The sequence below is a fragment of the Alloalcanivorax xenomutans genome (assembly GCF_032810065.1).
Taxonomy (GTDB): Bacteria; Pseudomonadota; Gammaproteobacteria; order Pseudomonadales; family Alcanivoracaceae; genus Alloalcanivorax; species Alloalcanivorax xenomutans.
The window spans coordinates 3,593,641-3,614,907 of sequence record NZ_CP136538.1 but is presented as its reverse complement, the minus strand read 5'-3'; the positions used below and the strand labels follow the sequence as shown (position 1 = coordinate 3,614,907).

Here is a 21,267-nt window from a genome sequence, read left to right as displayed (position 1 = left end):
TGCCCCATGAGCTATACAACGACGGAACCGGCGACTCTGTCGCCGGCCCCGTCGGCCTCCGTGCTGGATGAGCACGCGAAAGGCTGGCGGAAAAAACTCGGACAGTCGCTGTTAGTGCTGCTCATCATTTTTGTCGCAAGTTGGTACGTAGGGCTGCTCAATTTCAATACACTTGCCAATGGCGTGCCAGCCATAGGCACACTCATTGGCGAATCTCTTCCACCTGACTTCACCAATGTGGCCAGCTGGGTGTCGCCGTTAATCGACACGCTTGCGATGAGTATTGCCGGTACTGCCATTGCAGTAACCTTGTCTGTGCCACTGGCATTCCTGGCTGCGCGCAACACCTCTCCACATCCGGTGGTGCTCCAAGTAACTCGAACCCTTTTAAACGGTTTGCGTTCAGTCCCGGAACTAATCATGGGCATCATCTTCGTGGCTGCTGTTGGTTTTGGGGCGTTGCCTGGCGTACTGGCGCTCGGTCTTCACTCCATTGGCATGGTTGGAAAGTTTTTTGCCGAAGCGATTGAGCATGTAGATGAGGCGCCAGTGGAAGCGGCCGATGCTGCCGGCGCTACTCGCTTGCAGGTGCTCTATCACGCCGTGCTGCCACAAGTACTTCCTCAGTTCGCGGACGTGTCCATTTATCGCTGGGAATACAATTTCCGTGCCTCGACCGTAATGGGCATGGTGGGTGCCGGTGGTATTGGCTTCGAATTGATGGGCTCGCTGAGAATCATGCAGTATCAGGAAGTCAGCGCCATTCTCATTGTCATCTTGTTGATGGTCACCGTCGTGGACAGTCTCAGTGGCCGCCTTCGTAAGAAATTCAAATAAGGAGCGTCGATGAAACCCAAGGTTGTGATAACCCATAAGGTCCATGACAGTGTTCTGGATGAACTTGCCCAAGATTGCGAGCTGGTCACCAACCAATCCGGCGCCACGTTGCCCCAGGAGGAAGTGGCTGCGCGCGTTGCAGACGCTGATGCGATGATGGCGTTCATGCCAGACCGAGTTGGAGTGGAGTTCCTACAGGGGTGTCCGCGCTTGAAGGTGATTGGTGCAGCCCTGAAAGGCTATGACAACTTTGATGTGGATGCCTGCACGCGTCATGGGGTTTGGCTGACATTTGTACCGGATTTGCTAACCGTGCCTACTGCAGAGCTAACGGTCGGGCTGACGATCAGTCTCACCCGACAAGTCAAGGCGGCGGACCACTTCGTTCGATCCGGTGAATTTACTGGCTGGACACCACGCTTCTATGGGCAGGGGATCGAAGGCTCACGGATTGGTATTGTGGGTATGGGGGCCATCGGCCAAGCGGTGGCGCAGCGCCTGAACGGATGGGGAGCGGATTTAATCTATTCCCAGCCGGAACGTTTACCCGTGCAGCATGAGCAGGCACTGGGTTTGTCCCATACTCCCCTCAAGATGCTGCTGGCCCAGTCAGATATTGTGATCCTGGCACTGGCGCTCAATGAGCAAACCCTCCACACCATTAATCGCGAAACGCTAACAGGAATGAAACCGGGCGCATTCCTTATCAATCCCTGCCGTGGATCTGTGGTGGATGAGGGTAGTGTTCTGCAAGCGCTTCAATCCGGTCAGTTGGGGGGGTACGCCGCTGATGTGTTTGAGATGGAAGATTGGGCGAGAGAAGATCGTCCGAGGGAGATCGCCCAGGGGCTCAGGGCCCACCCCAACACGCTGTTTACTGCTCACATCGGATCGGCAGTCAGCCAGGTGCGTCTGGCTATCGAGCAACGCGCTGCTCGGAACATTCTGCAAGTGCTTCGGGGTGAGCGGCCGGGTGATGCGATCAATGATCCCAGTGGCCGCGAGAGCGGCCCATGCTGAATCTTGTCTGGCTGAAGAGTTTCGTGGCGGTGCTGGACCACAACGGGTTTCAGGCCGCAGCCCGCCAGTTGGACATCGCACAACCCACACTGTCCCAGCACCTTCAAAAACTCGAAAACCAACTTGGCGTTTTATTGGTCCACAGGGGGCGCTCTGGCTGTGAGCCAACCCGGGCTGCCTTAACCTTGTTGCCTTTTGCCCGAAGTCTGCTCCGGCTGGAGGAGCAGGCGAGATCTTCCATTATGGAGGCTCGACTTCGCGTTGGGGCGAGCTCCAATATTGGGATTTATATGCTCCAGCCCTACATCCGTCGTTACAAGGAGCTGGGCGTAGGGCCCGAGGTGGATGTGGTAATAGATTCCAATCCGACTATTGCACGGCATTTATCGGACGGTGAGCTGGACGTGGCGATTATGGAGTGGTGGCATGATCTACCCGGATTCCATGCTCAGGCGTGGCGTAACGAGCCCGTTGTTCTAATCGTTCCGCCTGGTCACCCGTTAGCCCGTCGAACCGATATCGACCGCGATACGCTGTCTAACATGGCTCTGATCGGCGGCGAACCCGGCACCGGCACTGGCCGGCTTTTGGCGACCTACTTCGGTGAGCATGGGCCATTTCCGACGGTATCTATGCAGCTGGGTAGCACCGAAGCCGTCAAGCAAGCGGTTAAGGTCGGACTTGGCGCATCGTTGGTGCTTGAAAGTTCTGTACGGGAGGAGGTCCAAAATGGAAGTCTGGTGGCTATTCCCGTGAGTGAGCCTGGCCTTAGCAAGGAGCTGATGGTGATTTATCCGAGCAGCCTGGACAAACACAGGCCAGTATACTCGTTTGTTGGGCATCTCTGTGAATAGCTATTGGGTCCACCTCACGCATATCTAGCTGGGAATGCAGATACTGAGCCTCACGCTCACTTCGACAACGCAGTATTCCGTCATCTGCATATCGGCAGAATGGGATATCCGGATGACGAACGGTCAGCCAACGATCCAATGCATAATGCAGAAACAGGTTTGCCAGAACTGGCGATAACGGGCCACCTTGTGGTGTGCCAACGTTCCGTCGTTCCTGCTTACCATCTTTCGTCTGCATCGGTGCCGTTAGCCAGCGCCTCACATACAGCAGCACCCAGGATTCAGAGCAATGGTGGTCAAGAGCCTTGAGCAATAGCTCATGATCAATATGATCAAACGGGTATACGGATTTAATGGTTGATGGGGCACCCCCACCCCACCAACCTGAGATCATCCTCAGATGGTTGATAGATCGACCCCGTAGTTGAGTTCTTCTGCGAAGTCCGGCAGTCCGTAACCGATGGTTTTCTTGTAGAACGGAGAGACCTTCGCAGTCGGGGCCTTCTTCTTGTGCTTCGTGGTGTAGAGCATTCGTGCCCGCATCACCTCGAAGGAGTAACCGCGCCCTTCACGGTTCTTGTCCTTGGCCAGTCGGTTGATGGACTCCGTGTAAGCGTTGGTGACGGGCATGTCCGTCTCGAAGTAGGTCATGGTCTCTTCGCGCCAGTTTCCCACTGCCCTGACCAGATCGCTCCAGACTTCCTTTTGGCCCTTCGGGATGGTGGCTATCCACTCGTCCAGGGCGGCTTCTGCCTGGAGCCGTGTGGTGGCGTCCCAGATGCCGTAGAAGCGCTCCTTGTGCTCGTAGGCGGCCAGCAGTTGCGGGAACGCGCCTGTCCAGGTCTCCATGATGAGGCGCTCCCGGTCTGAGACTTCGTGAGCGCGTTTCAGCAGGATTTTCCGGTCTCCCTTGAGAGTCCGGCTCTGGGACGGTTTCAGCTCCTTTCTGAGGCCCTTGCGCACTCTCTCTAGGGCATCGTTGGCCATGCGCACCACATGGAACTTATCGACCACGATACGGGCCTGGGGCAGCACAGCCTTGACCGCTGCCCGGTAGGGGTTCCACATGTCCATGCTGACGATCTCGACCTTCTGCCGGTCTTTCAGCTTCATCAGGTAGTTGGTCACCACGTCCTGGCGGCGGGTGGCCAGCAGGTCGAGCAGGGTTCGCTCCTCAATGTTGGTCAGAATGCAGCGGTAGCGCTTGTTCAGGTATAGCTCGTCAATGCCCAGGATGCGGGGCGTCTCGAAGCGGTGCCAGCGCCCCAGGAACTCGGCGCGGGCGTTGAAGATGTCGCGCACCGTCTTCTCGTCCAGGCCGGTCTGTGCCGCCACAAAGGTGTAGGGGTGGTTGAAGGATTCCTTCTCCACGTACTCATGCAGCCGCAGTGTCATACGGAATCCGTCCACCATCTCCGGTAGCTGGGGCCTGAATGTTGTCTTGCAGGCCCGGCAGGTGTATCGGCGGCGGACCACCCAGAGAGTGACCCGCTTGCCGTGGATGGGCAGATCACGATAGGGAACGTCACGCTTGCCGAACCGTACGAACTCACCCTGCACGCCGCATTCCTCGCAGGCGATGGGATCGGGCACGTCCACCTGGAAGTGCATTTCGTCGTCGGTTGATTTGCAGCCCAGTACTTGGTATTGCGGCAGGTGAAGGATGTTGTCGGGAAGTTCGGTCATGGTGTTGTATAGGCGTAGGTGTCAGTCAGATCCATCCGGCTCGGCATTGGTGTTTGCTTTTTTACCCAACAAGCTGCTGGAAACGAAAAGTAAGGCACCGAGGACAATTGCAATATCAGCCAGGTTGAAGGCCGGCCAATGCCAGTCTCGCCAATAGAAATCAAAGGAATCCACAACATGGCCGCGAAAGACCCGGTCAATCAGGTTGCCCATGGCGCCACCGAGGATAAGACTGTAAGCGATGGCTTCTCCTTTATGACGATTTTCAAGGATCAGCTTGATCAGAAAAATCGAGACCACTACCGCGATTCCGATAAATAAGTAGCGCTGCCAGCCTCCACCATTCGCAAAAAGACTGAATGCGGCACCGGTGTTCCATAGGTGCACCCAGTTAAAGAACGGGGTCACCGAAACATACTCGCCATAGGCCATTGATTGCTGCACCAGCCACTTTACAGCCTGATCAGACGCTGCCAGCAGGCCCGATATGGACAATAGGGCATACGGCGAGAGCTTTTTGCCAATAATGAGCATTATTTAACCCTTCAACGCCAAAATGCGTCTGGCACCGTTAAGTACAATGCCCCCCGCGATGGTGCCGATAATCAGATCCGGATAATTGGAACCGGTCCACGCGACCAGGGCGCCGGCGGTGATGACCCCCAGGTTGATCACCACGTCGTTGGCCGAGAATATCCAGCTTGCCTTCATGTGCGCCCCGCCTTCCCGATGTTTGGATATGAGCAGCAGACAACTGGTATTGGCAATCAATGCGACGAATGCGATAGCCATCATCACCAGCGATTCAGGCTCACTACCGAATACAAAGCGTCTCACCACCTCTACGAGCACGCCCACAGCCAAGATCAGTTGCAGTACACCAGCAAGATGCGCGGCACGTACCTGCATTTTCACGCTATGTCCAACCGCATAAAGGGCAAGCCCGTACACCGCCGCATCGGCAAAATTGTCCAGGGATTCTCCAATCAGGCCGGTGGACCGGGCGATCAGACCGGCAGTCATTTCCACCACGAACAGAAGTGCATTGATGCCGAGCAACCAGCGCAGGGTCCCGGATTCTTGCTTAGCAGAAGCTGCCGAAAACTCGGCGGCCTTGATGGTCTCCGGATTTGCAGCGACGGTTTCCTGAAGCGAGGCGCCTAGCCCCAAGGTCTTCAGTTTCGAGGTGACGGGCTCGACCTCGCCGTCATGCACGACCTTCAGCCGGCGGTTCGACAAGTCGAAGGACAGCGCCCGAATCTCCTCAAAGCCGTTCAGGGCTAGGCGAATCATTCGTTCTTCTGATGGACAGTCCATCTTCGGCACGGCATAAACACTGACCCATCTCCCTGGCGCCTCGGAGGAGGCCTGTATATCGGTATCCGCTGCGGACGTTGCATCACCGCCACAGGCGCCACCACAGGATTTGCTCATGATACGACTCCACTTGAACAATGTTGTGGTACCATTTAAAACTATAAAGCTACTATAAGGTCAATAGAGTAAAGAATCCGTTGGGGAGGAGGCTGATGCGCATTGGTCAGTTGGCGCAGTTGGTAGGGGTCGAAACACAGACGATCCGCTTCTATGAACAGCAGGGCTTGTTGCCGCCGCCTGATCGGCAGGACAACGGTTACCGTGTCTATACCGAGAAGCATGGTGAGGGGCTGGCCTTCATCCGTCGCTGCAGAATCCTGGGCCTGTCACTGGCTGAGATTCACGAACTACAGAGCTATCAGGACGACCCTCATCAGCCTTGTACCGCCGTCAACGCCTTGCTCGATGATCACATCTCTCATGTGCGGTCGCAGATAACCGCTCTGCAAGCGCTTGAGAAACAACTCGTTTCACTGAGAGCGAGTTGCAACGATGACCGGGAAGTTGAGGCGTGTGGGGTTCTTGCTGGAATTAGCGAAGGAAACATGCACCAGCAGTAGGTGAAGCATCAACCAGATAATCCGATGAGATGCCGGTCCGTCTCACTCTCATGCAAAGGTAAGATCAACCATTTAATCCGCTTACCCTTTTTAAGTTTCATCACCAAATCCCTCCCTCCGACATGTGTTGTCAGCGAGAACCTTAACCAGCGTGACGTGATGGACAACCGAAAATAGGAGGGGCGCGGTGTGGCGTTTTCCTTTTGCTTGTCGCAATCAGAAGGCTAACGATGATAGGACGCTTGAGCTATGACTCGATATGACAACGCAGCGCCATCTCATTTTTGGGAGGTGCTTTGGTTGTGAAGTAGGAGGGTGCCATGAATCATCGTCAACAGGCCATCGCAAAGACCATCACGACTTTGCTGGCGCTTATGGAGCAGACACGGCCGATGCAGGCTCTACACGCCTCTATAGAACAGAAGATCAATGCGGAAACGGTCGTGGCCTATGTGGGCCAAATGTATTTGTACGACGTGGACGGGGAAGAGTACGCTGTTCGTTTGGAGGAACTCGAAGCCGATCCGATTTCAGCAGAAGAAATCGGCCAGGTAGCTCAGGCGCATTTCTCCAAAGAGATTTGGTCAAAGATATTGGGCGGCTAGCTCCTGTATCTGTGATCTCTTACCGCAGGTATTGATGAACTTTGCTTGGTCAAAGCTCACTTTCTTCTCAAGTAAGGTTGTATAGAAATCATGGCCTTGAGAGGGATCTCTTTCGACTATGTGCATTTTGATGTTCTCCTCGCTTCCCGAAACCGTATGATTGCTGAAAAAAAGGCGCAATGACTTTCCAGAGTTTCTGGACCTTGTTATTGAGCTATAACGCTCAATGTTGATCCTGAAGTCCGTGCTATTGTCGATGCATTGGCGAATGATGCGATTCTGGGGGAAAAGCTGTCTCTTCTCTATGCCTTCATTGATAAAGTAAATGAAAATGTTGTAAGCCGTCTTTCAAATTGTAAAAAGGGCTGCTCACATTGCTGCCACATGGATGTTCAGATTACAACTCTTGAAGCAAGCTATATCGCTTTTCATGTCAATATTCCCTTCTTGGACGATCGTCCTTTCTCTACGGGGAACAAATCAGCCTGTACTTTCTTGTCTTCTTCGGGAACGTGTTTGATCTACCCCCATAGACCTCTATTTTGTCGTACCTATCATTCCATGAGCCCTCCCGAACTATGCGGCATTCCCGGTGCGGAAATCGCTCAGTACGGAACGGTACTCGGGGGCATGGGGAATCCCGTTTTTAGGGCGGCGGTCAATTGGATTTATTATCAGAACAGACATTGTGATGGAACAGTGAGAGACATCCGTGATTTCTTTTGTGACAGCCGGAGGGCTCGTTGAAAAGGGACATGCCTGACCTGGCGCGGCCATAGAAGATGCGACTGCTTGTCTCCTCCAGATCAATATATAAGTGTAGCCGTTTGCTTGGAAGCATCATCAAAGTCGAAGGCGGGGTGGGGCGGATTTTATTGGCCATGGCGTCGTTCACTCGATCTGTCGCAGTGTTGTCAGACGCCACTGTAAAGACTGAGATTAGGGGTGGGGCCGATAATCGGTCTTCTGGTTTGCTCTATTTTTTTTACCCAATTACCGCAACCTGAGACTGTTTCGTCTACCTTCTCAGATCAGCTCCCTTGATCCAGGCCAATAGGATATTGATGATGCCGATCACTCCAGCAACCGCACAGATCCAGTCGGTAGGGATCGCGGATTCCACACCCAGGCCCTCTGGTGCTATGGCCGGCTCATATACCAGGATGCCATAGAACCCGACCAGGACGAGGGCGGCCCCGGCCAGGAATTGAAAGCCATGGTGACGTAATACGAAAGCCAAGGTGTTCATAATTCAAGACGCCCTGATTGGGAGGGGGCTACCGAGATTGTCCCAGGCAACTCCGTGTTGTCAGCGATAACAGTAACCAGAAACCGCTTAGGTGCAACCGCAAACAGGCAAATGCCGTGTGACGTTTTCTTTCGCTTATCGCGATTTTCAGGCCAACGATGGAAATATAGGTTATCTCTGCTTAAAGCAGGCGAGTGGCGTGTCCTTGTTTTTTCAGCAGGGAGACGGCCTTCTTGTCGAACGAGACGAACGTGTCCGCACCGAGCCAGGCCCCATCGTAGGCAATGACGCCGTCCGCAAAATCACCGCCGGCTTCCAGCAGGGCCAAGCCCGCCTCGGCCGCTGGCCGGTTAACAACGATGTTCTTTGTGTTCAGGAGCAGACGGATCGCTTCGGCAATATCCGCACGATCCACCTTGTAGCCGCGATGCAGGACCCAAACCAGCTCACACAAGGTTTGCAGGCTGACCGCCACCATGTCGGCCTGTTCCAAGACGCGAACAGCACGGGCAGCCTGGGCCTTATCGTCATTCACGACGGCGCGGAGCAGAATATTGGTGTCAGCGGTGATTTTCATCGCCCGTCGACTCCCGCTTCCGCGCCCGCATCGGCGATCACTTCGTTGATGTCCTCAATGCTCAGTTGGGCGCCGTTGGTTTTGTCTTCGAGCACGCCCCGCAGCGCCCGGAATGAGCCCTTGGGCCGAGCGGCCCGTAGTGTAGCGCGCCCATCCGGTAGTAAGTCCAGCTCGATCTTTTCGCCAGGCTTGATCCCCAGATGCTGCAGGATCTCTTTCCGAAAGGTCACTTGGCCCTTAACGGTCACGGTGAGTGTGCTCATGGTTTAGTTCCTGTTTGGATACGCCTCTCGATGGTAATGCTAATTTGCATTACCTTCAAGTGTGGGTTTGGAATAAAGTTGGTAACAAAATGTCTTCCCAAGCCCAACTTTACAGCAATTCATCAACCATAAAGATAAATAACGTTGGTAACTTTCGAAGGCCCCAGAGCAAAATCCCTCGAAAATCATGGTAATAAAGTTGGTAACTTATTTGTGGCAAACTCGCAGTAAACGATCTGAGCTTCCCCTAATGAGGTTCTAAAAGGGTACAAACTGTCGCAAAGCGAAACCGACTGACCGTGGAGCATAATCGAAAAGCCAGTCCGCGTTAACGCTATTGTCAGGCCCTTATTCATGAAGCCAGGGGGCATAACTCAGACCAACCAGCACTCCTTTAGGACTGATAATCTTGCTACCGTCTGCCCCCAGCCCAGGGTTCAGTCCGCCACTGATGGAGCTGGCCCATATCTGCATTCATATGATTTGACTCGTCAGCAGCGTGTCGCTTGAGCCCATTAGCACTTGCTCAACTGCCGTCTGATTTTCCTGGGCAGATTCATTTTTTCTCGAGCCATCGAAGCATGGATCTTGAACTATTTGGTGCATGTGGCTACGGCATCCAAAGTTCGGGTAGCCTAGTCACCCGTATGAATATATGGAAGCGCCGAGGTAAGGGTGCTTCCAAGAAAATCCTGGGCGAAAAGGCCGCGACCGAAATAGAAATAACGTTTGCCCACCCAGGAATTTTGGTTTACCACTTGCCCGTGCTGCCCCGGCCAGCGATTTCCAGCGCCTTCTGCATGGCGCTTTCCAACTCAGGAAGCGGGAAAGCTGCTTCGCCGACTGCCTGGATGTCCAGTTGCTCGTCCCGGGAGATTTCCCCGAGAGCACTCCAAGCGTCGGCGCTGCGCTGGCAGGCGTCTGCGGCGGTCGCGAAGTCAGGGTCGCCGGTGGCCTGCGCCACATCCCGGCAGAAGCTGGCTTGCAGACGGCGGAAGAAGCCGCCACCAGTGCCAGCTTTTTCCACAAACACCGGTATGCTTCTCACGGCAGCGGTTAGTTCTTCGGGATCCAGGCGGTAGGGCCAGGTGATGATGTCATCGGCGAATGCCTGGACGCCCTCGACGCCGGATGCGACCAGGCTGCCTTTCGGCAGGGTCGATACATCGAACAACAGGGCGTCTTCGCCACCAAGTACCCGCGCCGCCGATGCCGCCGCCTCACGGGCGCAGGTGAGCAGGTCGGGTAACCGGGCTGGAAAACGCATGGGATAGGTCGCAAAGTGGTTGGGCCCCGGGAAGCCATTGGAGCCATGGGCGCTTCGGAAAGCGTCCATCGGGACTTCCTGCACCTCTTCCCGGTCGTTGTCCACGATAAAGACCGTGTTTTGGTCGTCGTCATAACCGATGATGACCACATCATGGCGGGTATTGGAAAGCCTGACCCGCAGGTAGGGCAGCTCGGCGATATCGCACCAGACCATGACCGGGTGGCCAGCGTCGATCTCCGCCTTTACCCAGCGCCACGCCTCATCCGGATCCTCGGTTTGCTGACGGCGGGTATCAATGTTCAGTCGCTGGCAGAAATCCAGCTCCATATCGGCGTTACGACCCACCAGGTACATGGGCGGTGTCAGGCCGGGATAGCGGGTGTACATGAACGACAGGCCGCCCCCCAGGCCGAAGACCAGGCCTTCACCCGGCAGCCGGCCAGGCAGCTCTTCCCAGCCGAGGTCAGCCCAGTGCAGCAGGTCCCGAAGGGCGCCTGAGCCGCAGTGGCCCCCAAGGTAGTGGGGGTAGGGTTCAATCATAACATGACTCATCTCTGTATACTCCACTGTCGTCGTCCAACATTATAAAGAGGCTGTTTTTATTGGTTGTGCTTCACGATAGTCTGCAGTGTGTTCCCAAGCATCGTCAGAATCGACGATGCTTCGATGAATTTTGACCCTGACCCAGAATTCTTAACCGTTTAAAACTGGAAAATCCGGCATGATAGAGCCCTGAACAGGAGATCATGCCATGAAGCGATCCCGTTACACCGAAGAGCAGATTGCCTTCGCCTTGAAGCAGGCGGAGTTGGGCACGCCGGTTCCGGAGGTCTGCCACAAGATGGGTATTTCTGACGCCACTTTTTACGCCTGGCGCAAGAAGTATGGAGGGCTAGGACCTTCCGAACTGAGGCGTTTGAAGCAGCTGGAGGAGGAGAACCAGCGCCTGAAGCGGGTAGTCGCCGACCTGAGCCTCGACAAGGCCATGCTTCAGGACGTGCTGTCAAAAAAGGCCTGAGACCGCCTCGCAAGCGTCAGCTGGTCGATGATTTCCAGAAGCGGTTTGGGGTCAGCCAGCGGCAGGCTTGTGCTGTCCTGGGGCTCTCCCGAGCCTCCTATCACTACAAATCGGTAGCGCGGGATGCCTCCGCACTGTCGATGCGGATTCGGGAAATCACTCAGGTGCGAGTCCACTATGGCTATCGCCGTGAGCATGTGTTGTTGCAGCGGGAGGGGTGGCAGGACAACCACAAACGCGTCTATCGGTTGTACCGCGTGCAGGGACTGTCACTGCGCCTGAAGCGCCCCAGGCGGAACAAGGCTGCGAAGAACCGGCAGCCTATGTCTCAGGGGGAATTTCCTAATCACATCTGGGGCATGGACTTCGTTTCGGATGCTCTGTTTGACGGCCGCCGGCTGCGGTTGCTGACCATCACTGATCTGTTCACCAGGGAGTGCCTTGGCATCATCGTCGGACAAAGCCTGAAAGGCGAAGACGTCAAAGAAGCACTGACGCGGATCGCTCGCTTCCGGGGGAATCCGAAGATATTAAAGGCAGACAACGGCTCCGAATTCGCCGGCAAGGTCATGGACCGGTGGGCCTATGAGAGACAAATAGAAATTGATTTCTCTCGGCCCGGCAAGCCCACGGACAATGCGACCGTGGAGTCATTCAATGGCAGACTCCGCCAGGAATGCCTGAACGAGAACTGGTTTCTGTCACTGGCCGATGCCGAGCAGAAGATTGAGGCATGGAGAACGTTCTATAATCAAGTCAGACCCCACTCCGCATTGGGGTGGTCAACACCTTCCGACTACGCCAGAAAACACGCTGTTTCGGGTCGTCTGAAGCAGCAATTAAAGCCGGATTTTTCTGACAATGAGCGGTACTGAAACGGGGTCAGGGTCATTGCCGGCAATCGAAAGTCGCTGAACTGGCCAAAGACTCTGCCTGATATTGCAGGTTCCATCTTGATCCGTGCAAACTTGGCGAAACACCAACAGGCGGAAAACTCTGATCAGCGGTGCAACTAAAACAGGGATGTTTACAGAATCAACAATAAGAGGAAAGTGATATGGACCCGAAAACCCCTCGAGAGCAGTTTTTTTTCGCCAATGCCCGAGTAGCAAGATGCTGGCGTAAGTTTTTCAATGAGCGTCTGAAAGACACAGAGATCACCCAAGCGCGCTGGTCCACTATGACCTACTTGCAACTCGGTGGTGAGGGGCTTACTCAGAGAGAACTGGCCGACTTGATGACCATTGAGAACCCGACATTAGTCCGTCTGCTTGACAGGCTTGAGGAACAGGGTCTGATCGAACGCAGGTTTTGCAAACGTGATCGCCGTACACGACAGGTATATCTCACCAATGCCGGTAAGCGCTTTATTAGCGAAACTAAGGAGCGGAGTAATGTATTGCGGAACGAAATGCTTAAAGGCGTTAACGAGAAGGAACTGGAAATTACGCTGCGTGTTTGTGCGCGGATCATTGAAAACACCGCCAATCTCAAGCGTACCTGAATCCATGGCTTCTCGGGCTGGGCCAATAATTTCCCGAGGCGTGAAGTGTTCCTCGGCGGGCGCCAACCATTAAACAGCGTGTCTGCCCCAATGTCCATGCCCAAATTGAAATGATTGGGATGGTACGCACCATGTTTGGCGCAGAAAATCGGGATAGGGGGGAACCAATAGGTTCCGCCCCTCCCACACCACCTGGCATGCGGGTCCGCACCAGGCGGTTCGAGAAGTTGAGGCTTCACGAGAGTCGCGGCACGCCCAACCGATCGAAGTAGGCAATCGTCAGCACACTGTGGATGGCCGAGAGACTGTTGTGCCACCAGCGCCGGCTCAGAGCCGCCACGGATTGCGCAACCTCAGGTTTCGCTCCCAGTCTGAGAAGCTCCCGATAGGTCGTCTTACCCCGCCGCCATTGTCTCAGGTGCAGGGCTCTCAGGCGGCGCCGTATCCACTGATCCAGTGATCGCCAGACCCTGGGTGTCTGCGCCAGTCTGAAGTACCCTTTCCATCCCAGTAGATAGCTGCGGAGCTTCTCCACCACCTGTGCCATGCTGCGACCACCTGATCCTCGGGTCAGTTGCCTGATCCTGAGCTTGAACGCCTGTAACGCCTTGGCTGATACCGCGCGCCGAACGTTTCCATCCCTCCCTTGCCACAGGGCATAGCCGAGGAACTTGCGACCGAACACGCTCGCCACTGCGCTCTTGGCTTCGTTGATCACCAGGCGCAGCTTTCCATAACAGCGGCGGAGTAACTGCATGACCCGTTCTCCCGCCTTGTGACTGCGAACGTAGACGTTGCAGTCATCAGCGTAGCGAGCAAAGCAGTGCCCCCGGCGTTCCAGCTCTTGATCTACCTCGTCCAGCAGAACGTTGGCCAGCAACGGCGACAGTGGCCCACCTTGCGGCGTGCCCTCATGCCGATCCATGACCACGCCGCCATCCATGATACCCGCGTTCAGATACGCACGAACCAGCCGGGTAACTCCGGGGTCGTTTATGCGTTTCTTCAGGCGGTCGATCAGGATGTCGTGGTTGACCCGATCGAAGAACTTCGACAGGTCGACGTCCACCACGATATGGCGGCCCTGTTGGGCGTAACGCTGCGCGGCCAACACGGCGTCGTGGGCCCGGCGGCCCGGACGAAAGCCGTAGCTGTGCTCGCTGAAGGTGGGATCAATCAGAGGTTGCAGCACTTGCAGCAGTGCCTGTTGGATCAGGCGGTCGGTGACGGTGGGAATACCCAGTTCCCGTTCACTGCCGTCCGGTTTCGGGATGCCTACCCGGCGAACGGGTTGTGGTTGATAGGAGCCGCTCAGCAGTTGCTGGCGAAGCTCCGACCACGCCCATCGCAAGTGTTCTGCGGTTTGGGCAATATCCAACCCATCCACACCTGCCGATCCCTTGTTGGCCTTCACGCGCTTCCATGCCCGCTGCATATTCTCTCGTGCGAACGCCTGCTCAAGCAGGCTTCGCCCTGCGCCCTCCGGTTCCTGTCGCGGGAGTCCTGTTTCATCACTGGTCACGTCCGGCAAGGCTTCACCTTCCCGTGTGGCGACCCGCCCCGCTGGCGCGGGCATCTGATGCCGTACAGTCCTCATCGACAAGGCGTTTGACGCTCCTTCTCGTTCAGCCCTTCACCCCGTGCCGGCGGCTACTATGGCTTCTGCTGACTTCTCGCTCCGCGTTACCACGTCGCCCTTTCAGGCATGAGGCGAGATCTCCCCGGGTAAGAACACACTCCTTCACCGCACAACCGCCGGATTTACACCACCTCGCCTTGGCCACAAGAGCTTCGCGACTTTTAGCCCGCTCGCCCTGCTCGGCAGTGCCTCGTATCCGGTTCTTGTTCATCGGCTCACGGTTTACGCTCCACGCTTCCTCCCCACGGTCGGTCGCCCTTCCGCAGTTGCGCTTCACTTCGTTCGCTGTGGCCAGCTCACGGGAGGACTTGCACCTCCAGGAGTGCGCCCGTGCCGGGCACACTAAAAAACCCCACGCAAAGGTGGGGTAAGAGTCGCTCAAGAGAACATCCAACAACCTGAATAACTGTCGTCTGCGATCAGCGCCCGGGCCAACGGGGGGCACGTTTTTCGTTAAACGCCGCCATGCCCTCCTTTGCATCCTCGGTCAGCGTCATGGTGGCCAGCTGGGTTTCAGTATAGGCAATGGCCTGTTCGAAACTCATATCCTCAATGGCCTTCATGGCGTACTTGCCACGGCGGATGGCGGTAGGCGACTTGTCCGTCAGGCGGTTGATCAGCCAGTCCACCTTGGCATCCAGTTCCTCCGGCGCCACCACATGGTTCAGCAGGCCATGCTGAAGGGCTTCTTCGGCGGTGAATGGCTCTCCGGTGAGAGTCCATTCCCGCAGCACGCGCCGCGGTACCAGGCGCTGCATCAGGCTGAGGACCTGCATGGGAAACAGGCCCACTTTGACCTCTGGCAGGCCGAACTTCACATTGCTGTGGGCGACGGCCATATCACCCATGCAGAGCAGGCCCATGCCGCCCGCCATACAGACGCCGTTTACCCGCACAATACAGGGCGTGGTGGTATTCACCGCCAGCCGGAACAGGTCGGCGTATTCGGCATTCGGCTTTGAGTAGTCAAAGGCAAAGCCCTGACCCGGTTGCAGGTCACCGCCGGCGCAAAACGCCTTTTCGCCGGCGGCTGTCAGTACGATCACCCGGATTCCGGGATCAGACTCGGCCTTCAGATAGCCCTCGCGAATGCGGGCAATCACGTCATTGTTGATCGCATTGCGTTTTTCGGGCCGGTTGATGGTGATCCACAGGGCCGGCCCCTTCTGTTCCAGCAAGACCGCTTCTTGTTCAGACATCATGGCACTCCTGGTTGATCAGTTGCTTTCAGCCGAGGCGGCGCTTTCAGCAGGGGAAACTTCGGCAATCACCTTGCCGGCGGTGACCTGTTCCCCTTCGCTGACCGTGAGAGAAACAATCGTGCCTGCCACGGCGGCCACGTGAACGTGCTCCATCTTCATGGCTTCCAGAACAACCACCGGCTGCCCAGCCTCGACCGTATCGCCCTCTTCCGCATGCAGGGCTACCACCCGCCCGTTCATGGAGGCGCGAATGACACCATCACCGGCTTCGTCCCCGGCAACGGCAGCCTCATGGGTATGGTCATCCACACGGTAGGAGTGACCGCGGTAGCGCAGGTAGAGGCGTGAACCCGCACGAATCATCTCGGCGGTTTCTGACAGGCCCTCGCAGGTGAACCGCACCCGGGCACCGTACACGGCATCCAGGGTCAGTTCAGTGGCGGCGTCGTCCAGCTGAATCCGGAAGGTGCCATTACCCTGATTGCTCACCCGCGCGTCAGCGGCTTCCCCGCCGACACTGAAGCGGAAGATGATCGGCAGGCGATGGGTAATGGTGCTGATCGAGCCACCGTAGCTACCCTGTGCGTCGGTGGTATACAGCAGCACAGCGGCCAGTAACCGGGCCCGGTCATCGGCGCCCTGGTCCCTGGCCAGCAGCTCATCCTGGTGGTTATCAACAAAGGCCGTGGTCGCCTCCCCCTGGATAAAGGTGGGGTGCTCCAGACACGCACTCAGAAAAGCCTGGTTGGTTTCCACGCCCAGTGCCGTAGCGTCCTTCAATCCGCTGACCAGGCGACGGCGGGCCTCTTCCCGGTCCGCCCCGGTGCTGATCAGCTTGGCGATCATGGAATCGTAGAAAGGCGGGATCTCGGAACCGGACTCCACCGCATCCTCTACCCGCAGGGTATCAGGCATGTGCCACAGTGCCATGGTGCCGCTCTGGGGCATAAACCCTTCGCTGGGGCTTTCGGCGCACAGACGCACTTCAATGGAATGGCCTTTCAGGACAATGTCGTCCTGGCTCAGGGGCAGCAGCTGGCCGGCGGCGACCCGCAACTGCAGCTCCACCAGGTCCAGTCCGGTGATGGACTCGGTTACCGGGTGCTCCACCTGAAGCCGGGTGTTCATTTCCATGAAATAGAAGTTGCCGTCCTGGTCCAGCAGGAATTCCAGGGTGCCGGCCCCTTCGTAATGGATGGCCTTGACCGCGGTCACGGCGGTCTCGCCCATCCGCGCCCGCAACTCCGGCGACACCGCCGGTGACGGCGCTTCTTCCACCACCTTCTGGTGACGGCGCTGGATGGAGCAGTCCCGCTCTCCGATATAGACCGCGTTGCCGTAGCGGTCCGCCATAATCTGGATTTCGATGTGGCGCGGATTGATGATGGCCCGCTCCAGGATCACCTCCGGGTCGCCGAAGGCACTTTCCGCCTCGGACCGCGCGCTGCGCAGGGCGGCAGGAAAATCCTCCGCCTTCTCGACCAGGCGCATGCCCCGGCCACCGCCACCGGCGGTCGCCTTGATCATGATGGGGAAGCCGACGTTGTCCGCTTCCCTGATGAGGCGCCCTTCGTCCTGGTCTTCACCCTGGTAACCGGGCACACAGGGAACGCCCGCGTCCATCATCAGTTGCTTGGCACCCGCCTTGTGGCCCATGGAGACAATGGATTCGGCAGACGGACCCACAAAGATAATACCCGCCTCCTTACACGCTTTCGGCAGGCCCGGGTTTTCCGCCAGGAAACCATATCCGGGGTGGATCGCATCGGCGCCACTGAGCTTTGCCGCCTCGATAATTCGGTCAATACGCAGATAGGAGTCCGCTGGCAGGTCGCCGCCTATGGCTACGGCCTGGTCAGCAGCCCGAACGTGGCGGGCATTTCTGTCAGCGGAGGAATAGACCGCTACGGTCCGGTAACCCAGTTCACGGGCGGAGCGGATGACCCGGAGCGCGATTTCGCCCCGGTTAGCGACCAGCACCTTGGTAAAGGGGGTCGGTTTGATTGCTGTTGTCGTGGTCATGATAGTCAGACACCGTTCTCATTCTTGGGGCGGCCGGAAATACCGGCCGGGTTCCGGGATTCCATCAGGGTCAGGGGCGCGCCACACCAAACTGCATCTTGTGGGGCTCACGCCGCTCTGCGTCACGACAGACCGACAGCACGTAGGACAGTACCGAGCGGGTCTCACGAGGGTCGATCACACCATCATCCAGGAGCCTGGCACTGGTAGTGAACACATCCATCTGGCTCTCGAAGGTGTCTACGATTTTCTTTTCCATGGCGGCGAGCTTGTCGTGATCCACCTCGCCGGTCTTGCGCTTCATGGCCGCTTCGGTGACGTTGGTCATAGTCTTGGCGGCCTGTTCGGCGCCCATGACAGCGGTCTTGGCGTTGGGCCAGGAGAAACAGAACCGGGGCGCGAAGCCTCGTCCGCACATACCGTAGTTACCCGCCCCGAAGGAGGCACCGCAGTAGATGGTGATCTGGGGTACGGTGGCGTTGGTCACCGCCTGGATCATCTTGGAGCCGTGCTTGATGATGCCAGCCTGCTCGTATTCCTTGCCCACCATGAAGCCGGTGGTGTTGTTCAGGTAAAGAATCGGGGTCTGGGACTGGCAGCAAGCCTGGATAAAGTGGGTGGCCTTGGTGGCCCCCGCCGGGTCGATGGGACCGTTATTGGTGATAATGCCCACCGGCAGGCCCTCTACCTTGGCATGGCCACAAACCGTGGATGAGCCATAGTTCGCGCCAAACTCCAGGAAATAGGAGTCATCCACGATGCCCTGGGAAATGGCTTCCCGCATTTCGTTGGCAGACATCGTGACAGGCGTAGCGCCCACAGCCTCCGACCAGCGTGCGAAGTTACCGGCCCCGACCCGGACCCGCTTGCCACCCACATCCTCCAGCGACATCACAGGCTCATCACACATCAGGCCATAGGCCGTGCCGGCCGCATGTCCCAGATAGACCTGGTTCTGCTGTTCAAACCGGTCGATACACTCGGGGCAGTGGAACATCATGAATTCTGACAGCGCCGCTCCGAACGCAACGCCCTCCTTCCCGGCCTCCAGGTCGTCCTCCAGCGTCAGCAACATGGAAGATTCTGCCAGCAAGTTGATCGGAGGAAACTCACCCGCGTGGTATGGGGTCAGAATCAGCCCCATATCAGCAATGCCGTCCCGGATTCCGGATGACATTTCAGCAAAACTGAGCAGGGACAATGGAAAGACCTTTACCGTAAGGTCGCCGCCGGAGAGCTCCCCCACCTTGTCAGCATAGAATTCGAGGGCTTCATGGGCCGGTGTCCCCGGGGGCGCACCCAGTGCATAGTTGAGCTCACGGGCGTCCGCCGCAGAGGACATCAACACTGCCGACGCCAGTGTGGCCATTGAAAGGATTCCGGTGCGGTTTCTTGTTTTCATTGTTTGCTCCTCATGATCGTCACCCGTTCCGGGCAATGAGCCGGCAGACTTGCCGGATGGTCTCAGCGAGCCATGCCATAGAACTCGGCATTGGGTCGCATGGCAGTGTGGGCTGCAAGGCGGTTGGACATGGCGAACAGGCCGGTGATGGCGCCGATATCCCAGATTTCATCCTGGGAGAACCCCGCCTGCTCCAGGGTGCGGATATCGTCCTCTCCCACCAGCCAGGGGGTCTGGGCAAGCTTGACGGCATAGTCCAGCATGGCCCGCTGTCGGTCGCTGATTTCAGCATCCCGGTAATTGGCGGTCACCTGGTCCGACAGCCAGGGCTGTTTCGAGCGGATCCGCAGGAAGGCACCGTGGGATACCAGGCAATACAGGCACTGGTTGGCGCTACTGGTGGCCACCACGATCATTTCCCGCTCGCTACGGCTCAGGCCCTCATCGGACTCCATCAGGTCGTCATGCATGGCCAGGAAAGCGCGCAACTGGTTCGGCCGATGGGCATGACCAAGGAACACATTGGGGATGAAGCCCATCTTTTCCTGGAGGGTTTCAATACGCGTGCGCAGGTCATCCGGCAGGGTGGAAACATCAGGAATCGGGAAGCGGGAAATGGGGTATTGCTCGGACATGGCAGGGTCTCCGGAGTATGGGTATACCTGCCACGCTAGTCCACCCGTTACCACAAGTCTTGTGTGAGGTGGCTATTCCGTCTTCAATCCCCGGGCCAGAGATTTTTTGCCAGCATTGGCCATTGTTCTTCAAATTCAGCCGATGGGGCACGGCTGAAGCCAGACCGGACGAAGCGCTGGATTCGACCCTCAAGGAAAGTCATGAGCCAGTCGGCAGCGCGGGGCGCGCTGGGATAGGGGCGCAACCCCTGGCGGATCTCCCCTTCCTTGAGGATCTGGCGGGCCTGGGTTTCGAGGCGCTCGAAGAACTGGCTCGCCCGTTTGCGCAGGGCCTCGTTTTCGCCACTGAGGGCCTCGCCGGTCAGCACCCGGCAAAGCCCCGGATTGCGTTCAGCGAATACCAATTGGAATTCGTCGCGATTACGGTTGAGGTTGTTGTGCTTATTATTTATTAAGGTCTGCTTTTTTGGCGGCCATTATCGGGAGCAACAACTGAACCCGCCCATTGGCAATAGGTGCAGCCCTCTCTCCCTGCCAACACACGACTTCGATCAGGCTGGTTCTTCTGCCCTGGCGAACAATTTCAGCGCCAGCGAAGGTCGATCGCGCCTTCGCGGGACGGAGATAGTTAATGTGGCTATCGAGAATGCGCGGACAACGTTTGTTGTTGTCCCGATGCTGTGCAGCAACCCGGGCTGTCAGCTCGATCAGCGCGGCGATAACACCGCCATGCAGAGCCGGTAACATAAAATTGCCGATCAGTGCCTCACGACACGGTAGATGAACCAATGCGCCTTCGGTTTCGGGCTGTGCCTCAAGCCCGAGGTGTTGAGCGTAGGGAATGCATTCGAGCAGGGCTTGCCAGTCTGCACATTCGTTCCTGGCCTCAATAGCGCCCGAAGTTTGTTGTACGGAATCACTGACAGTGCTCATGCGCCCCCCTCGGCTCGATGACCTGACTGGAATCGCTGACCCTGAGTGTTACGCATAAACGTCGCGTTCGCCGTTGCCAGAAGCTCGCCACTGTCCTCGCTGAGGATGTCGCAGTGAATGAAGGCGACTTCGTCTGTTAAGTGACGACAGGTTGCTATTGCCAGTAGGGCACAGTTGCCGGTGGCTACCCGTAAATAATCCATGCGCAAATCCAGCGTGGCAATGGGCGAGAGGTCCTTGGCCTCTGCGAATACCGCCAGCCCACTGGCTGAGTCTGCCAGCGAGTATAGAACGCTGGTGCAGAGTTCCTTCGTATTATCGTCGGTAAACATCCAGGGTTGTGGGGCCAGGCGCATGCAAACCTGAGTTCCGTTCAACGAGATAACCTGCATGTCCAAGTCCTTGCCGTGAGGCACCTGTTCGGTGAACCGCCAGGCCATCGTCACAGCGTCACTGCGCTGATTTCTGTTCGAATGAGTCATTCTGACTTCCGCAGTCTAGATGATAGTTCGCACGAGCTTGGCACCGATGAGAACAGAATGTTCTCAAAGATCATTGTCACGTGTTTATTTTTCCAAATACTATGGTGACAGAATTTTGTTTGGTTCACCAAC

The 21,267-nt window shown here is 56.9% G+C and carries 24 protein-coding genes; 8 read left to right on the top strand and 16 right to left on the bottom strand.

Annotated features, from left to right (window positions below; all coding sequences use genetic code 11):
• Positions 1 to 6 precede the first annotated feature (6 nt).
• The 3 genes from phnE to RYH70_RS16575 are packed head-to-tail and all read left to right on the top strand — an operon-like array spanning position 7 to position 2,711.
• Complete coding sequence (gene phnE, locus RYH70_RS16585) at positions 7 to 837, top strand: phosphonate ABC transporter, permease protein PhnE (RefSeq protein WP_026949875.1); 831 nt, start codon at positions 7 to 9, stop codon at positions 835 to 837.
• Positions 838 to 846: 9 nt separating this feature from the next.
• Positions 847 to 1,857 (top strand): phosphonate dehydrogenase, encoded by a 1,011-nt coding sequence (locus RYH70_RS16580; protein ID WP_026949874.1) that lies wholly within the window; start codon positions 847 to 849, stop codon positions 1,855 to 1,857.
• A complete protein-coding gene (locus tag RYH70_RS16575; RefSeq protein WP_011783503.1) occupies positions 1,851 to 2,711 on the top strand; it encodes a LysR family transcriptional regulator in 861 nt (286 codons plus the stop codon). The genes RYH70_RS16580 and RYH70_RS16575 overlap by 7 nt, the downstream gene beginning before the upstream one ends.
• Here the strand turns inward: RYH70_RS16575 and RYH70_RS20925 are convergent.
• From RYH70_RS20925 to RYH70_RS16560, 4 genes are read right to left on the bottom strand one after another with little or no spacing between them, the layout of a single operon-like run.
• Positions 2,626 to 3,105 carry a reverse transcriptase domain-containing protein gene (locus RYH70_RS20925; protein ID WP_155132451.1) on the bottom strand — a complete coding sequence of 160 codons (480 nt, stop codon included), beginning with the start codon at positions 3,103 to 3,105 and terminating at the stop codon, positions 2,626 to 2,628. The genes RYH70_RS16575 and RYH70_RS20925 overlap by 86 nt on opposite strands.
• Before the next feature lie 2 nt (positions 3,106 to 3,107).
• A complete protein-coding gene (locus RYH70_RS16570; protein ID WP_004574636.1) occupies positions 3,108 to 4,397 on the bottom strand; it encodes an ISL3-like element ISPpu12 family transposase in 1,290 nt (429 codons plus the stop codon).
• A 21-nt stretch (positions 4,398 to 4,418) separates the two neighbouring features.
• Positions 4,419 to 4,931 (bottom strand): signal peptidase II, encoded by a 513-nt coding sequence (gene lspA / locus RYH70_RS16565; RefSeq protein ID WP_317009424.1) that lies wholly within the window; start codon positions 4,929 to 4,931, stop codon positions 4,419 to 4,421.
• A gap of 3 nt (positions 4,932 to 4,934) precedes the next feature.
• Positions 4,935 to 5,831, bottom strand: a complete 897-nt coding sequence (locus RYH70_RS16560; protein ID WP_004364974.1) for a cation transporter — start codon at positions 5,829 to 5,831, stop codon at positions 4,935 to 4,937.
• Positions 5,832 to 5,926: 95 nt separating this feature from the next.
• Between RYH70_RS16560 and cadR the strand changes: the two genes are divergently transcribed.
• The 3 genes from cadR (at position 5,927) to RYH70_RS20920 (ending at position 7,686) form a co-directional block, all read left to right on the top strand.
• Positions 5,927 to 6,334, top strand: coding sequence for a Cd(II)/Pb(II)-responsive transcriptional regulator (cadR, locus tag RYH70_RS16555; protein ID WP_004364961.1), 408 nt, complete (start codon positions 5,927 to 5,929; stop codon positions 6,332 to 6,334).
• A 320-nt stretch (positions 6,335 to 6,654) separates the two neighbouring features.
• Positions 6,655 to 6,939: a hypothetical protein gene (locus RYH70_RS16550; protein ID WP_163128109.1), complete on the top strand. Its 285-nt coding sequence runs from the start codon at positions 6,655 to 6,657 to the stop codon at positions 6,937 to 6,939.
• Between the two features lie 261 nt (positions 6,940 to 7,200).
• The gene (locus RYH70_RS20920) at positions 7,201 to 7,686 is read left to right on the top strand and encodes a YkgJ family cysteine cluster protein (RefSeq protein WP_197021008.1); all 486 of its coding nucleotides are present in this window, start codon (positions 7,201 to 7,203) and stop codon (positions 7,684 to 7,686) included.
• A gap of 271 nt (positions 7,687 to 7,957) precedes the next feature.
• Here RYH70_RS20920 and RYH70_RS16545 read toward each other — a convergent pair whose 3' ends face one another.
• The 4 genes from RYH70_RS16545 to RYH70_RS16530 form a co-directional block, all read right to left on the bottom strand.
• The gene (locus RYH70_RS16545) at positions 7,958 to 8,188 is read right to left on the bottom strand and encodes a hypothetical protein (protein ID WP_026949899.1); all 231 of its coding nucleotides are present in this window, start codon (positions 8,186 to 8,188) and stop codon (positions 7,958 to 7,960) included.
• A gap of 181 nt (positions 8,189 to 8,369) precedes the next feature.
• A complete protein-coding gene (locus RYH70_RS16540; RefSeq protein WP_026949900.1) occupies positions 8,370 to 8,765 on the bottom strand; it encodes a type II toxin-antitoxin system VapC family toxin in 396 nt (131 codons plus the stop codon).
• Entirely contained in the window at positions 8,762 to 9,028 is a 267-nt protein-coding gene (locus tag RYH70_RS16535) for an AbrB/MazE/SpoVT family DNA-binding domain-containing protein (protein ID WP_026949901.1), read from the bottom strand. The genes RYH70_RS16540 and RYH70_RS16535 overlap by 4 nt, the downstream gene beginning before the upstream one ends.
• A gap of 751 nt (positions 9,029 to 9,779) precedes the next feature.
• On the bottom strand, positions 9,780 to 10,838 hold the full coding sequence (locus RYH70_RS16530; protein WP_233918346.1) for a BtrH N-terminal domain-containing protein: 1,059 nt from the start codon (positions 10,836 to 10,838) through the stop codon (positions 9,780 to 9,782).
• A 211-nt stretch (positions 10,839 to 11,049) separates the two neighbouring features.
• Here RYH70_RS16530 and RYH70_RS16525 point away from each other — a divergent pair.
• Together RYH70_RS16525 and RYH70_RS16520 are read left to right on the top strand one after the other, a co-directional pair.
• Positions 11,050 to 12,191, top strand: a protein-coding gene (locus RYH70_RS16525; protein ID WP_394356107.1) for an IS3 family transposase whose coding sequence is annotated in 2 segments (ribosomal slippage) — positions 11,050 to 11,311 and positions 11,311 to 12,191 — 1,143 coding nt in all. Because the reading frame shifts where the segments join, the coding sequence is not laid out codon by codon here.
• Between the two features lie 182 nt (positions 12,192 to 12,373).
• Positions 12,374 to 12,820, top strand: coding sequence for a MarR family transcriptional regulator (locus RYH70_RS16520; RefSeq protein WP_063141468.1), 447 nt, complete (start codon positions 12,374 to 12,376; stop codon positions 12,818 to 12,820).
• A gap of 235 nt (positions 12,821 to 13,055) precedes the next feature.
• On the opposite strand, the gene ltrA is transcribed toward RYH70_RS16520, so the two are convergent.
• The 8 genes from ltrA to RYH70_RS16480 all read right to left on the bottom strand — a co-directional run bounded on the left by ltrA (position 13,056) and on the right by RYH70_RS16480 (position 21,135).
• Complete coding sequence (gene ltrA / locus RYH70_RS16515; RefSeq protein ID WP_317009423.1) at positions 13,056 to 14,396, bottom strand: group II intron reverse transcriptase/maturase; 1,341 nt, start codon at positions 14,394 to 14,396, stop codon at positions 13,056 to 13,058.
• A gap of 482 nt (positions 14,397 to 14,878) precedes the next feature.
• Positions 14,879 to 15,661 carry an enoyl-CoA hydratase/isomerase family protein gene (locus RYH70_RS16510; protein ID WP_317009422.1) on the bottom strand — a complete coding sequence of 261 codons (783 nt, stop codon included), beginning with the start codon at positions 15,659 to 15,661 and terminating at the stop codon, positions 14,879 to 14,881.
• A 15-nt stretch (positions 15,662 to 15,676) separates the two neighbouring features.
• A complete protein-coding gene (locus RYH70_RS16505; RefSeq protein WP_317009421.1) occupies positions 15,677 to 17,683 on the bottom strand; it encodes an acetyl/propionyl/methylcrotonyl-CoA carboxylase subunit alpha in 2,007 nt (668 codons plus the stop codon).
• A gap of 70 nt (positions 17,684 to 17,753) precedes the next feature.
• The gene (locus RYH70_RS16500; protein ID WP_317009420.1) at positions 17,754 to 19,085 is read right to left on the bottom strand and encodes a carboxyl transferase domain-containing protein; all 1,332 of its coding nucleotides are present in this window, start codon (positions 19,083 to 19,085) and stop codon (positions 17,754 to 17,756) included.
• Positions 19,086 to 19,147: 62 nt separating this feature from the next.
• Entirely contained in the window at positions 19,148 to 19,720 is a 573-nt protein-coding gene (locus RYH70_RS16495; protein ID WP_063141474.1) for a peroxidase-related enzyme, read from the bottom strand.
• Between the two features lie 83 nt (positions 19,721 to 19,803).
• On the bottom strand, positions 19,804 to 20,088 hold the full coding sequence (locus RYH70_RS20915; protein ID WP_394356133.1) for a hypothetical protein: 285 nt from the start codon (positions 20,086 to 20,088) through the stop codon (positions 19,804 to 19,806).
• Between the two features lie 76 nt (positions 20,089 to 20,164).
• Positions 20,165 to 20,653, bottom strand: a complete 489-nt coding sequence (locus RYH70_RS16485) for a PaaI family thioesterase (RefSeq protein ID WP_063141477.1) — start codon at positions 20,651 to 20,653, stop codon at positions 20,165 to 20,167.
• Positions 20,650 to 21,135, bottom strand: coding sequence for a PaaI family thioesterase (locus tag RYH70_RS16480; RefSeq protein ID WP_063141479.1), 486 nt, complete (start codon positions 21,133 to 21,135; stop codon positions 20,650 to 20,652). Before RYH70_RS16480 ends, RYH70_RS16485 begins: the two co-directional genes overlap by 4 nt.
• Positions 21,136 to 21,267 lie beyond the last annotated feature (132 nt).